Origin of the sequence: Paenibacillus sp. FSL K6-1122 (assembly GCF_037977015.1) — a bacterium.
Lineage (GTDB): Bacteria > Bacillota > Bacilli > Paenibacillales > Paenibacillaceae > Paenibacillus > Paenibacillus amylolyticus.
This window is the reverse complement of record NZ_CP150272.1, coordinates 6,939,031-6,952,577: the sequence shown is the minus strand read 5'-3', so window position 1 is coordinate 6,952,577 and position 13,547 is coordinate 6,939,031. Positions and strand designations below refer to the sequence as shown.

General features: G+C 46.0%; 10 protein-coding genes. 8 read left to right on the top strand and 2 right to left on the bottom strand.

The features are described 5' to 3' along the window. Positions 1-182: 182 nt before the first annotated feature. A complete protein-coding gene (locus NSQ20_RS30885; RefSeq protein WP_340031484.1) occupies positions 183-3,800 on the top strand; it encodes an S-layer homology domain-containing protein in 3,618 nt (1,205 codons plus the stop codon). Positions 3,801-4,026: 226 nt separating this feature from the next. Here NSQ20_RS30885 and NSQ20_RS30880 read toward each other — a convergent pair whose 3' ends face one another. Then, complete coding sequence (locus NSQ20_RS30880) at positions 4,027-4,599, bottom strand: transcriptional regulator (RefSeq protein WP_076320388.1); 573 nt, start codon at positions 4,597-4,599, stop codon at positions 4,027-4,029. Positions 4,600-4,797: 198 nt separating this feature from the next. Between NSQ20_RS30880 and NSQ20_RS30875 the strand changes: the two genes are divergently transcribed. From NSQ20_RS30875 to NSQ20_RS30845, 7 genes are all read left to right on the top strand, one after another. Beyond that, complete coding sequence (locus NSQ20_RS30875; RefSeq protein WP_036671737.1) at positions 4,798-5,673, top strand: sugar ABC transporter permease; 876 nt, start codon at positions 4,798-4,800, stop codon at positions 5,671-5,673. A 113-nt stretch (positions 5,674-5,786) separates the two neighbouring features. Further along, positions 5,787-6,578: a carbohydrate ABC transporter permease gene (locus NSQ20_RS30870; protein ID WP_235431493.1), complete on the top strand. Its 792-nt coding sequence runs from the start codon at positions 5,787-5,789 to the stop codon at positions 6,576-6,578. A 37-nt stretch (positions 6,579-6,615) separates the two neighbouring features. Then, positions 6,616-7,989: an ABC transporter substrate-binding protein gene (locus NSQ20_RS30865; protein WP_340031483.1), complete on the top strand. Its 1,374-nt coding sequence runs from the start codon at positions 6,616-6,618 to the stop codon at positions 7,987-7,989. A gap of 95 nt (positions 7,990-8,084) precedes the next feature. After that, on the top strand, positions 8,085-8,855 hold the full coding sequence (locus NSQ20_RS30860) for an HAD family hydrolase (protein ID WP_340031482.1): 771 nt from the start codon (positions 8,085-8,087) through the stop codon (positions 8,853-8,855). Next, a complete protein-coding gene (locus NSQ20_RS30855) occupies positions 8,852-9,190 on the top strand; it encodes a multidrug efflux SMR transporter (protein WP_340031481.1) in 339 nt (112 codons plus the stop codon). Before NSQ20_RS30860 ends, NSQ20_RS30855 begins: the two co-directional genes overlap by 4 nt. Continuing rightward, positions 9,190-10,284: a metallophosphoesterase gene (locus tag NSQ20_RS30850; RefSeq protein WP_340031480.1), complete on the top strand. Its 1,095-nt coding sequence runs from the start codon at positions 9,190-9,192 to the stop codon at positions 10,282-10,284. The genes NSQ20_RS30855 and NSQ20_RS30850 overlap by 1 nt, the downstream gene beginning before the upstream one ends. Positions 10,285-10,564: 280 nt before the next feature. Next, the gene (locus NSQ20_RS30845; RefSeq protein WP_340031479.1) at positions 10,565-12,022 is read left to right on the top strand and encodes a carboxylesterase/lipase family protein; all 1,458 of its coding nucleotides are present in this window, start codon (positions 10,565-10,567) and stop codon (positions 12,020-12,022) included. A 170-nt stretch (positions 12,023-12,192) separates the two neighbouring features. Here NSQ20_RS30845 and NSQ20_RS30840 read toward each other — a convergent pair whose 3' ends face one another. Continuing rightward, positions 12,193-13,344 (bottom strand): VanZ family protein, encoded by a 1,152-nt coding sequence (locus NSQ20_RS30840; protein WP_340031477.1) that lies wholly within the window; start codon positions 13,342-13,344, stop codon positions 12,193-12,195. Between the last annotated feature and the right edge of the window lie 203 nt (positions 13,345-13,547).

Sequence of the window (13,547 nt, the reverse complement as noted above, 5' to 3'; positions counted from 1 at the left end):
TGATGAATTTTGGCGAAAAAAATTGAGATCCATCCTATTTTTTGTACTACAGGATGGATCTTTTTCCTTTTATTTGCTCTTTTTGTTTAGATTCTGTTTATCGCAGTGCACTACAATAGGCCTTACGTATCAGATGGATTGAATTTATATGTAAAAAACATGAGATAGGGAGGATCAAGTACATGAATTACAGGAAAATAATTAGTTTGATGCTCATTATGGTGTTAATAGCTCCATGGTTGGCACCAGCAGGGAAGGTTAGTGCAGGTGGCTCAAGCCCTGTGCCAGGCAAAAATGGATTAATTACTGTCAAGCTTACTGATGATAATAACATAGAGGTGCGTTGGGGCGCTGGTTTCTCTGACACCACTGAAACTCGTAACCTAAAATATCAGGTCTTTGTTTCTAATACTTCTAATCTGAACAACATGACAGAGATCAGGGACAATCTAGAGTATGGAGATGAGGATTGGGTGTTGGGTTCAACATCTAATGACGATACGTTCTTCAAAATATTTCAAGGTTTAGATACCAGCGAAACGCTCTATTATAATGTGATGGTTGTAGATCAAGATGATATGGAAGCCTCCTATCAGATGAAATCATTCAATCCGAATACACTGCTGAGTCCGTTGGAGCAATTCAACTATGTTAAAGAGAGAAAAGTTTTGGATAATTACACCGATTTTATACCAGAAGTAATGGAGCTGTTTAGTAACAAAGACTTCTTAGCTGATCCCGATTTTGAATCGTTGTCTGAGGATGAGCAATATGAGATTGCAGAGTACATGTTAAAGGAGTCAAGCCCACCAGCATCTAGTAGATATGAGAGTAAGGAACAAGTCCAATATGTAGTGCAATTAGCCTTGCAAGCTCGGAATCTTCCTCGAGAAATTGGTGGACTTGACTCCAGAGAAGTCCTTGATGCATTTTTTAATAAACAAGCAGAGAGACTACAGCTACAATTTCATAACCAGGAAGAAGATAATGAGTACTATGAACGTATCCACTATTATCTTGATTCCTCTGAAATTGAAAGACGTATGGCAGCTTTCAGATATGAGGGTAAACTCACCAGAAATCTTGATATTTCACAAATACTCGATTATACAAAATCTGCATTGGAAGACACCCCTTTTATTAACAAGGTAACAACAGTAGAAGAGATGGTGAACAAGTTAATAAATATGTTAGAAATTCAAGAAGATATTGAATCGTATAATTCCAAAGAAGAAAACCAAGAAAAACCACTTGGAAAATTCCCTTTGGATGTTAGCAAATTGAATGATCTTACTTCCGAAGAACAACAAGAATTGGCAGAATATATGCTTAGTGAAAGACCACTTGGTGGATATGCAAGTTTTGAAGAAATCCAGACTGCATTTAATAAATTTTTCCCGGATGATAACGAAAGCGATCCATTGAGTGTCTTAAATACTGCAAAGAGCAACAGTAATATAGCGGCTATGCGAATGGCTATGGAAGATCCAGATCTGGGTATCACTCTTCCTAACGGATACGGTGCTTTGTCTTTGCAGGTTAGAGATTTCATTGCGGGATTCCTGATCGACTATGTAAATAAAGATTACAAAAACAAAGAACAGGTCCAATATATGATTGAACTTGGTGTATTGGCACAATCTGTTTGGGAGCAGAGGGAACTCAGTGTTCTTAGGAATAAGCTGGATCTGCTCGCTCAGCAATTAGTAAATGGACCTAATCACTTTAATGACCAACAGACATATGTGTTACGCAGCCTTGGACAACAACATTTGGAACGTAGCAAAGTAGATAAAGGTGTACTGGCATTCAATTACTTGCATCTAGTTGCATTCGAAAGGTTGGAAGGAGTGTCTAAAGGGGATATTGTTGATCCTGATATTGTCCTGAATCTCCTCTCTATGCCTATCGATTCATTTGAGCAAGCTACCTCTATACCGCGAATGGATCAATGGCTTGATAAGGCAATGAAAGATCAGATTAAAGGTGAAGCGTTCTTCAGCAAGTACAAATTTAATCTTAGAGGCGCTCTTGATTTATCCAAAAGAGCAGAACTTAGTCCTGAAGGCCAGAAGGAATTGGCTGAATGGGTCCTAAATGAACAAGACAGTTACGAGGATGTTGGGAATCTACAAAATGTATTTAATCGATTCTTTACGGCTCCTAATGTGAAGGGGAATGACATCAATAACACCCTAACGGGCTTGGACAGCACGATGGAGATTTCCTTTGACAATAAGCTGCACTGGATTGATGTTGCCTTCATTCAAAAAATGGACCTTAGCGGCAACAAAACGATATGGGTTCGTTACAAAGCAATCAGCGATGAACTGCCAGGCCGCGCCGTGAAGTTTGTCTTTACACAGAATGGTGATAGCAGCACAGATAATGGCAATACTCCAACGCCTAACCCGGGCGGAAACACTGGTGGTGGCGGCGGATCTACGGCGCCTGTAACAACTTCACCAGTAACGTCTACACCTGCTCCAACAACGAAACAAGAGCAGATCGTGGTTGACGTTAATGGAACAAACGGTACCAATTTGACCAAAACGCCAATCACACGTACAACCGAAACCAACGGCACGATCAAAGATCTGGTGAAAATGACCGAAGCCATTGCCAAGGAATCGGTAGAAAAAGCGAAACAATTGAACATGAACACCGCACGCATTGTTATTCCAGATACCAAAGATTCCGTGTCCGAGACACGTATTGAACTGCCTAAAGCAACGGTAAAAGAACTGAATGATGGTTCACTGAAACTTGAAATCTCCACTGAAAATGTAGTGATCTCCGTTCCGACGAATTCCATCGCCGGATTCGATCAAGACTTGTACTTCCGTGTGGTTCCCCTGAAAAAGGAATCGGAGCGCAAAGAAGTTGAAGAACGTGCGAAGAAAGAACAGTTGATTCAACAAGTTGCTCCGAATACGAATGTGCGCGTACTGGCTCGTCCGGTAGAGATCGACACGAATATGCAGAGCCGCGAAGTGACACTCACGTTGCCATTGCGTGATAGTCTGCCAACCGATCCGGCTGCTCGTCAGCAAGCATTGGACAACCTAGCGATCTATATCGAACACAGTGACGGCACAAAAGAATTGATTCAAGGCAAATTGGTGCAACTCGCGGATAACAGCGAAGGCATCGAATTTACCGTAACAAAATTCAGTACGTTCACCCTCGTTGTTGTGGATGGACTGAAAGCTTCACAAAGTACACATCAACCGTACATCCAAGGATTTGGTGCGGATTTCCGCCCGGATGCATTCGTAACACGTGCACAGATGGCAGCCATGCTAGCTCGCAATCTTCCAACTGAAGCGGCAGCAGGTTCCGTGAATAGCGTGAGCTACAAGGATGTATCTGCAACACACTGGGCAACAAGTGAGATTCAAAAAGCGCAATCCGCTGGCATCATGAACGGCATGAGTAACACCCAATTTGCACCGGAAGGCTCGATCACCCGTGCACAGATGGCAACGATTGCGTATCGCTGGACGCAGCAACAAGCGAGTGCAACAACCGTGAATGGTCCAGCAGTTTCCTTCACAGACGTATCCGCAGACCTGTGGGCAACAGATGCGATTGCATACGTGCAATCGGCTGGCCTGATGGTTGGTTACAACGATGGTACATTCAAACCGGACAGTAAGCTGACCCGTGCTGAAGCGGTGAAAGTGCTGAATGTATTGTTCAACCGCACACCACTAACTGGCGAAGTTACGCCAACGTTCAGAGATGTACCAGCAACACACTGGGCATATGCAGATATCGAAGCCGCAGCGCAAAAGTAATATTTTTAAAAGAAAAAAGGGGTCATTAACGCAGTAGCATATGGAAAAGAGAACCCCTAATGACGGATAGGATATGACGATACAATAGATAGAATAAAAAAAGAGCTGTTCCAAAAGCCATACATTGGCTAGGAACAGCTCCTTTTTGCGCTTTAGTGTGACTTAACATTGGTCTAGGTTGGTTAGCGCTTGATCACCCATTAGTTATTCTGTTTACGCAGTTGTACTACTCTTTATCGGGCGTGTGTGAAGCATTCTCGTAAAACTTACCATCCCGCAACTGATCCACGAATCCTTGTAACCAGACGTAGTATTGCTCCGCATGTTGGAGTTTGTGCAGATCACGCAGTGCATCATCTCGATCTTCAGAAGAGGTATGTTCCGAAAGGATCATTGCCGACAGGTCAGGAATGACCTCACGAATGCCTTCTAACATGACATCTACTTCCCGTTGGAGCTTGGCCCCGAAGAAATTCTGGAACGTACGATAAAAGTCGGTCTCAGCCAGATATTGATCCTGGCGCTCCTTCTTTTCCTCCAGTTTATAGATCATCTGTGATTCTGTAAGCGAACGAACCGCATAGCTCATGTTGCTCTTGCTCATATTCATCGAGTTTTTCATCTCTTCAAGTGTCATCGGTCGATCCTCAAAATACATGATGCCGTATAATTTGCCAAACGTATGATTAACCCCATATAGATCCATCGTATTGGCGATGGCCTCAATGACTCTCTCCCTCAGCGCATGCCGATCAGGTAACGAAGAATGATTCGGGTTCCCGGCGGTTTCTTTTCCCACAATGTCACCTCTGGTTTATGATAGCGTTCCCACTAGCTGCCTCATATTTTACATGACTTGCTCCAATTTTAACATAAGCCGGAATTAGAATTTTCAATACGAGTGTACAATCAATTTTGTACAGAATAAATATAAAGCTGATTATACTCAAAAATTCCCAATCATTAAAGAAAAATTGGAAAGTAAGGAGTGGGGGATTTGCGTTTAAAACTATGGAGGGAGTCTGAGGCGGTACTATTCACGTTGCCAGCTCTAATCCCATTGCTGATCTTCTGGCTGGGACCTCTGGGATATATCGTTTATCTCAGTTTCACCGATTGGGACTTCATGAGCCCGGACAAGTTGTTTGTTGGTTTGGACAATTACAGTTATCTGCTGACAAACTCTGAATTCTATCGATCACTGAAAGTAACCTTGTTATTCGGACTGGGGAGTGTAATCCCAACTATTGTGGGCGGATTGGCACTTGCGATGCTCATGAATAGCAAGATCAAATCATCCGGCATCTTCCGGACATTACTCTTCTCACCTTGGGTCACCCCGACAGTTGCGGTGTCTATTGCGTGGTCCTGGATCTTTGAGCCCGAAGTGGGACTCGCTAATCTTATGCTGGGCTGGGTTGGCGTATCACCGATCGGATGGTTGCGTGACGCGGACTGGGCGTTGGTTGCTGTTCTGATCGTCACGCTCTGGAAGTCGATTGGGTGGGCGATGGTATTTTATCTCGTTGCGCTACGAAATCTACCTTCCGATCTGCTCGAAGCAGCTTCAATCGATGGTGCAAACGGTTGGGACAAGTTCAGAAGTATCACATTGCCGCTGATCTCACCAACGACGTTTTTTCTCTCAATTATTCTTACCATCCAGTCCTTGCAAGCCTATGACCAGATCAATGTCATGACGCAGGGTGGACCGGCGGGATCAACGAGAACGTTGCTGTACATGTATTACCAGTCTGCATTCGAATCCTTTAACGTAGGTGAAGCTTCGTCCATCGCCGTTGTGATCATTCTGATCTGCGTGTTGCTCTCGGGAGTATCCTTCCTGCTTGGCAGACGTCTGGTGCACTACTAATGACAATGACATTGCCCAACAAAAAGTCTAAACGGATGAAGCGCAAGGAGTTGCAGAACGTGTCACAACCAAATTTTAAAATAAGTAAATTAATCCGCTACCTTCTGTTAGCCATGATCGCGCTGGGTACAGCCTTTCCCTTCTATTGGATGGTCATTAGCGGATTCAAAACCAATGATGAGATCTGGCAGTTTCCGCCGACCTTCTGGCCGGAGACGTTCCTGTGGAGCAATTATGTGGATGCCTGGAATGCGGCACCATTTGCCCGTTACATCCTGAACAGTACCGGGGTAGCCTTAGCCATCTGTTTATTTCAGATCGTCAACTCCAGTATGATGGCGTACGCCCTGACACATATGAAATTCCGTCTCAAAGGTGTACTGACATCCCTGATTCTGGTGGGTTATATGATACCGAGTACGGCTGTGTATCTGCCTAGTTACTTGGTGCTTAGTGAGCTTAATCTGCTGGATTCCTACACCGGCTTGATTGTATCCAACTGTGTCAGCGTGTTCTCGATCTTTCTGATCCGGCAGGCGTTCATGCAAGTATCTCATGAATTGGTGGAAGCCGGACAGCTGGACGGTGCATCTCACTTCCGGATTCTCTGGACGATTATCACACCGCTTGTTCGCTCAAGCTTCGCCGTGATGGTGCTGATTACGTTTATTGAACAGTACAACAACTATTTCTGGCCTATGCTCATCACCAAAGACCCTGATTTACAGCTGGTATCGGCGGGTCTGCGCAGCTTCTTTGTAGAAGGCGGGGCATATGGACTTGCTTGGCCTCAGATTATGGCTGCGAGTGCCTTCACCATCGCCCCCCTACTTATTCTCTTCCTGTTTACCCAGAAGACGATCATGCAGAGCGTGAATATTACGGCTGGTGTGAACAAGAACTGATATGCACTACCATTCACCTAAAACGGGAGGAACAACAATGAATTGGAGTCAGGCAAGCATGACATGGAAGAAGAGATTGAGGTTGAACTGGAAGGGTGGCATGTCGCTGGTACTCGCGACCAGCTTTGCTCTACTGACGGCTTGTGGAACACAAACACCCGCAGAATCAGGCACGACGGCTGCTGCCAGTGGAACCGAAGCTCAGGCGAAAGATCCGGTGGAGATTGAGTTCTGGTATGGTCTGGGTGGTAATCTGGGCGATAACATGAAAAAGACGATTGATGCGTTCAACACCTCCCAGAACGAAGTCGTTGTAAAAGGGATTGTACAAGCAGATTACACGGAAACGGAACAGAAGCTGCAAGCAGCAATTGCTTCCAAGAAGGTTCCAGCCGCTGTGCTCAGCTCCAATATAGACTGGGCACGCAAAGGATATTATGCACCCATGGATGAGATGATTGCAGCTGATTCGAATTTTAAGAAAGATGATTTCATTCAGACATTCCTGAACCAGGGACAGGTGGATGGAAAGCAATACTTTTTGCCAATGTACGGTACAACTCAGATTATGTATTACCGTATGGATACGTTCAAGGAGAACGGAATCGACCCAGCAACTCTGACGACATGGGAGAAGCTGGCTGAGGCGGCTGCGAAGATGAGCAAACAAGAAAATGGCAAGACCACCTTCTACGGTTGGGAACCGATGTGGGGTAGAGACAATATGATTGATGCCGTGCTGGGTAAGGGCGGACAGATTCTTAGCGACGATGGCAAAACCGTTATGATCGACTCTCCGGAATGGATCGAGACATGGGACTTGTTCCGTAAATGGATTAACGAAGACAAGATTATGGGCATTCATTATGGAGGTCAGGGCTGGGAGTACTGGTACAAAACGATTGATGATGTGATGAAAAATAAAGCAGCAGGTTATACCGGATCTAGTGGTGACCAAGGCGACTTGGACTTTAGCGTAGTCGCTGCGATGCAACAACCAGGCTGGGAAGGTATTGGTGAAGGAAAACCGGTAGCAAGTGCCATTTCGGCAGGTATTCCGTCAGCAGCGAGTCCAGAGCAACAGCAGGCAGCTTATAAATGGCTTACGTATTTCTCTGAAACTTCGAACACAGCTTCATGGTCCATGAACACCGGATATATCGCAGTACGTCAATCGGCCCAACAAGATCCAGAGTTCATGAAATTCAGTGAGGAAAATCCACAGATCACCGTACCACTGCAACAGGCAGCTCACGCTTCGGCTCCCTTCCAGGATCCAACGGGTGGCAAGATCAATGATGCTTTAAAAGATGCAGCTGATCAGGTACAGATCAATAATATGCCAGCGGAACAAGCGCTGAAGGAAGCGAAAGAGAAAGCACAGAAGGAACTGGATCGGGTAACGAAATAAGAAACGTATACAGGCAATTGACTCACGCGATAAGGGCGGTACATGCTGTACCGTCCTTTCCGTTCATACAAGATCGCAGACAAGGAGTTTAACCAATGCAAGATGAGATGTATGTGGACGGATTACCAAATCCGGTTGAAGCCGTTTTGTTTGACAAGGACGGGACATTGCTTGATTTTACGGGAATGTGGGGATTCTGGACCGATTGTGTGTTGAACGACTTCAGAAAACAGTTAGCGACTAGAGGACTCCGTATCGACACAGATGAATTCCCACAGATCTGGGGTACATTCCACGATGATCAAGGCCGAATGAATGGGTATGATGTGCGGGGCCCGCTTGCGATGGGCACGATGGATGAAGTGTATGCCGTGCTGACGTGGCATGGATATCGTGCGGGTCTCAGCTGGGCGGAATCCAAGATTATGGTCCGGGAGTGTTTGGCGCGAGCGGAGGAAGAGATGGAGCGGCATCGTCCGGCACGTCCGTTACCGGGAGTTCAAGAATTCCTTGAACAGTGCCGTAGCGAAGGTGTCGCTATGGGTGTCGTGACGGCAGATGATACACCCAGTGCAATTAAACATTTACAGTGGATGGGACTGGATTCCTTTTTTGACGTGGTGATTGGTACAGATCTGGTGGAGCGGGGCAAACCTTTTCCCGATATGCTACTGCTTGCCTGTGAACGGTTGGGTGTATCCGTGCAGTATACCGTGGTCATTGGAGATACGGACGGAGACATGGAGATGGCACGAACCGCTGGTGCGGGGTACAGGATGGGCATTGGAGAACCGGGAAAAATCCGCTTGGCGGATAGAACGATTCAATCCTTCCATGAATTGCTGAATGGTGGGCTGAATCGATGACAAACAGTCACGCCTACTTGGGCTGGGTACTGTTGGCACTGGCCATCGGGCTGGAGCTGAGCGCTACCATTTTGCTGAAAGTATCGGATGGATTCTCGCGGTTATGGCCTTCGGTGTTGATGTTTGTCTGTTATGGAGCAAGCTTTACCTTTCTCAACTTTGCAGTGAAGTATATGCCGCTGGCTGTGGCCTATGCGATCTGGTCTGGCGTGGGCATTACGCTTATTGGCTTCGTAGGGCATTACTTTTTTGGTGAACGTATGCGGCTCACGTCGATGGTCTGGATCGGTTTTATTCTGATTGGCATTATTGGACTGAAATGGAGTGATTCTTGATGGGAAATGAACATAAACCGGAGCAACCTATTGTTAGCTTCCAGGTCATTACGGACACACATGTGCGAGATGAGGCAGACCATATTCATAACCGGCATCTGGACCAAGCATTAGCCGACATAGCTACATTTAGTCAGGGGAGCAGCGGGATTATGCATGTGGGCGATGTGACGGATCGGGGGCTGCCGAGCGAATATCGTGAGTTGCAACGCATATGGAAGCAACATGCGGAGAGTTTGCCAGACATCCGGTACACGGTAGGTAATCATGATATTGGAGCCGTGGTATGGCAAGATCCGCCGATCGTTTTGCTTGAGATGAAAGAAGGTGAAGTAGCCGAGTTGTTGGAGCAGGAAGCAGATATGGAACTGGTCACAAAACAAACCGCTGCTGAATCAGCTGCACTAATTGAGCAACTATCTGGCGGGACCTATACGTTGTCTGCTGTAACTTCTGAGCAGGAGGGCCAAGACGGGGGACCGATCTCTTCAAGAGTGGACCCCATTACAGTCGCAGGGTTATGGCAGCGTCGATTAAGTGATTTTGAAGGGACAACAGGCATGAAGGGCGCATACCACGATCATTGGATTGATGGGTATCATTATATTTTCCTGGGCACCGAGCAACCTCATCCGAAGGATTGTGATATGTCGGCTGAACAATTGGAGTGGCTGGATGCGAAATTGTCTGAGCATGCAACACTAGATCATCCCATCTTCCTTTTCTTACACCAGCCGCTTATGGATACGGTAGCAGGATCGATGAAGGAACAAGGCTGGTATGGTGTGAATCAGGATGCGGAACTCAAGGCCGTTCTGGCCAATTACCCGCAAGTGATTCTCTTCTCCGGTCATACCCATTGGCAACTGGAAGCACAGCATACGATGTACGATGGTGCAGGCCACATGCCAACCATGTTCAATGCGTCGTCTGTAGGTTATCTATGGACGGATCAGGATGAACATCTGGAGGGTAGCGAAGGTCTTCATGTGGAGGTTTATAAGGATCGAGTGGTTGTAAAGGGGCGGAACTTTGTTACGAGCGAATGGATTGAGGGTGCTGAATTTACGGTAAGTTATCCTGTAGAAGGGTAGTTATTTGGATGGTAAAAAGGAAAGGGTTACTCTAAGGGTCAATGCCATTAAGACAAGTTAAACTTGATGACATTGCTTAATGGGTGGCCTTTTTGGTGTTCATCTTAAAGATATGTATCAGATCATCCACCCCATAAAGTTCCACGTGAAACGTAGCAGGGGAGGCTAGAGTTGGGTAAAGTTGTAAATGGGTATGATTACAAACTATACTCAAATAAGTACACATGATATGCACATACTCGTTAATTTAACCTATTTACGGAGAGGAAGTAGAAGTGGCATGAGAGAACTTCAAGTTCAAACGACATATGGTACCGTTCAAGGCGAACTTTTGCACGATGCAAGTGTATGGAAAGGCATTCCCTATGCGAAACCTCCGGTAGGTGAGCTGCGTTTCAAGGCTCCGGTACAGCCCGAGTCATGGGATGGAATCAGACAGGCCACTCAATTTGGACCTGAGAATATACAACCACGAAATCATCAACCAGAAGGCCAGACAGAAATTCCGAATGAGTCAGAAGATAGTTTATATCTGAACATCTGGGCACCTAAGGGAAAAAGAGCAACACCACTGCCGGTCATGGTATGGATTCACGGTGGTTCCTTTGTAACAGGTTCAGGTAGCCAGCCGATGTATGATGGTACACAGTTAGCGGTTCGGGGGGACGTCATCGTTGTGACGATCAACTACCGATTAGGACCTTTGGGATTCCTGCATATGGCTCCATTAGGTGATTCATATGTATCCAATGCAGGTCTGCTGGATCAGGTTGCGGCATTACAGTGGGTGAAGGATAATATCTCTGCTTTTGGTGGTAACCCGGATCAAGTTACGGTGTTCGGCGAATCAGCAGGTAGCATGAGTATTGCAGCACTGATGGCGATGCCAGCGGCCAAAGGACTGTTCCAACGTGCCATTATGGAGAGCGGTGCATCCCAGTTCATGCCGGCAGAGCAAGCTTCAGCGTTGCGGGAAGGGATGTTAAAGATTCTTGGGGTGGACCGGGACAACCTGCAGAAGTTAAATACAATTCCTGTAGAGCAGATTATTACAGCGGGTGAAACGGTCAAACAGCAGAGCGGTGCAGCCATGGCATTGTTGTTCCAACCTGTGTTGGATGGGAATACACTACCACAGATGCCACTTCAGGCAGTGAGTGAAGGCTCAGCGCAGGATATTCCGGTGCTGATTGGTACGACATTACACGAGGGTGCACTGTTCATCCAGCCACATGTGCCTTTTTCAAAAGAAATCGATATGGTTCAGGGCGTAGAATTTATGACGCCAGATCTGGAGAACCGGATAGCCATCGCGGATAGTTATCCAAAAACGGCAGATGGACAAGCCCAAGTCATGACCGATATGTTCTTCTGGCGGTCAGCGCTGCAATATGCTGCGGCACAGCAGAAGTATGCCCCGGTGTGGATGTATCGATTTGATTGGGTGATGCCGGAACATCCCTTGTTAAAAAGAGCGATTCACAGCATCGAAATGTTCTTTGTGTTTAATACACTGCATGTCCTTAAATTCATGAATGCGGAGCCGGATGAAGCCGCGGCGGCACTTGCCCTCAAGGTACAGGATGCCTGGATTTCCTTTGCCAAGAATGGCCAACCTGAAGTTGCAGGTGTGAACTGGCCTGAATATGAGCAGGATCGTGCGACACTAATCTTCAACCATGAGATTGAGGTCGTACATGATCCGGAGGCAGCCAAGCGAGAGCTGTTAGGGTTATAATCCAGGCTGATTATTTGAATGGATACTCTGAATAACTGCTATGCGCCCGATCAAAAGAGGACGTTTATTCTCAGAATGAACGTCCTCTTTTTGTAATTCGGCTGGAGAGTAAGCAGAACGTAAGCACCAATTAGGGGGACATTATGCATTGCATTGTTATACTCCAAACATTATTTACGAGAGGCACGTGTGCGGGACACCTCATCGAAGTAGAAGGAACGTTTTCCACGGGAGAAGAGTACGATCAAGACATGAACAAAGAGTACGGCGTAGACTAACATATAGATACCGAATGTCCCCAAGGAGATCCACATTTGATAAGGCTGAAGCATAACATCCTGATGACCTGAAAAAGCATAATCGTTGACCAAGCGAATGATTGTAGCTAGCAGCCATGGAACATAGAGTGCGGCAAATCTTTTGAATAACGATTCACTGGTAGGTGTGCCGGTCTGACGATTCACATAGCGGAATCGCAAGATGGCCGAGCCTGGAGTTACCCCATTTCGCACCCAAGGGATGAAGAACAGTACAATGACCATAGCAATGGATGTACTTAGCGCATCACTGATCACATCAGACGCTGTGAAGATTGATATCAGATTCGAAAGGAAGACAACAATGATTCCATCAATAATTAACGCGAGCAATTGAGGCATAGTATACACTCGGTTTTGCTCCACGATCTGTTCACTCTTCGCCTGAATGCTTGCACGTGATGGGAATAAAGCAAGCAGGATGGGCGCTGTGAAAAATCCAATGACTGCTCCCGAAGTATTCAATAACAGATCATCTACATCGAAAAGGCGGTATGGACAATTATAATACCCGTAGAATCCGGTGATTTGAGTGATCTCGAAGAATAAGGAAAGCCCGAATCCACCAAGCAGGGCGTACTTCCAGAATGATCTCTTTTGAAAAAAATAACGAATATATACACCCAGCGGCATAAGAAGCAGGACGTTAAATAGAACTTGCAGAAAGGCTCTGCCCTGAATCATGCTGAGATAGCTGGAAGGCTGGGTCCATACAATGGGTGTTTCCTTCATGATGTCTTTGACAAAAGTGAATGGAACCAGATTGTAGTAGATCGTGTCAGCGGCTTGCTGCGCACAGGTATCTCGCGTAGTCGGAAACGGGAGAATGACGAGGCAATAGGCGGCCAGAATATAAAAGATAAACGAAAAGCTGATACCAAACCGTGACCAGCTGAAGAAACCGTCTTTACGATAACCATAGATCAACCACGGCACCAGCAAGAACATGGCCGCAACAACAAAGATCAAAAAAGCTGTTTGCACAGGGAAAACATATGAGGACATGAGTAGGAACTCCTTTGGTATTAAATATAATAACATTCATAGAGACATTAAAATTCATGTATGTGTAGTGCGTATCTATTAGTTACATCATAAGTAGTTACCCTTAAAGTGAGGGATGCATGAACCTTAAATTTGGTTTAAATCCATCCATGCAGTGACCAAGCGTATGGAATATACCGTCGAAATCCCGTATACTTGCGGGA

What these genes read in the sequence shown, in the direction of transcription:
- NSQ20_RS30855 (WP_340031481.1), top strand. Translation starts at nt 8,852, where the DNA reads ATGACAAACAGTCACGCCTACTTGGGCTGGGTACTGTTGGCACTGGCC.
- NSQ20_RS30845 (WP_340031479.1), top strand. Translation starts at nt 10,565, where the DNA reads ATGAGAGAACTTCAAGTTCAAACGACATATGGTACCGTTCAAGGCGAA.
- NSQ20_RS30885 (WP_340031484.1), top strand. Translation starts at nt 183, where the DNA reads ATGAATTACAGGAAAATAATTAGTTTGATGCTCATTATGGTGTTAATA.
- NSQ20_RS30850 (WP_340031480.1), top strand. Translation starts at nt 9,190, where the DNA reads ATGGGAAATGAACATAAACCGGAGCAACCTATTGTTAGCTTCCAGGTC.
- NSQ20_RS30840 (WP_340031477.1), bottom strand. Translation starts at nt 13,344, where the DNA reads ATGTCCTCATATGTTTTCCCTGTGCAAACAGCTTTTTTGATCTTTGTT.
- NSQ20_RS30860 (WP_340031482.1), top strand. Translation starts at nt 8,085, where the DNA reads ATGCAAGATGAGATGTATGTGGACGGATTACCAAATCCGGTTGAAGCC.
- NSQ20_RS30870 (WP_235431493.1), top strand. Translation starts at nt 5,787, where the DNA reads ATGATCGCGCTGGGTACAGCCTTTCCCTTCTATTGGATGGTCATTAGC.
- NSQ20_RS30865 (WP_340031483.1), top strand. Translation starts at nt 6,616, where the DNA reads ATGAATTGGAGTCAGGCAAGCATGACATGGAAGAAGAGATTGAGGTTG.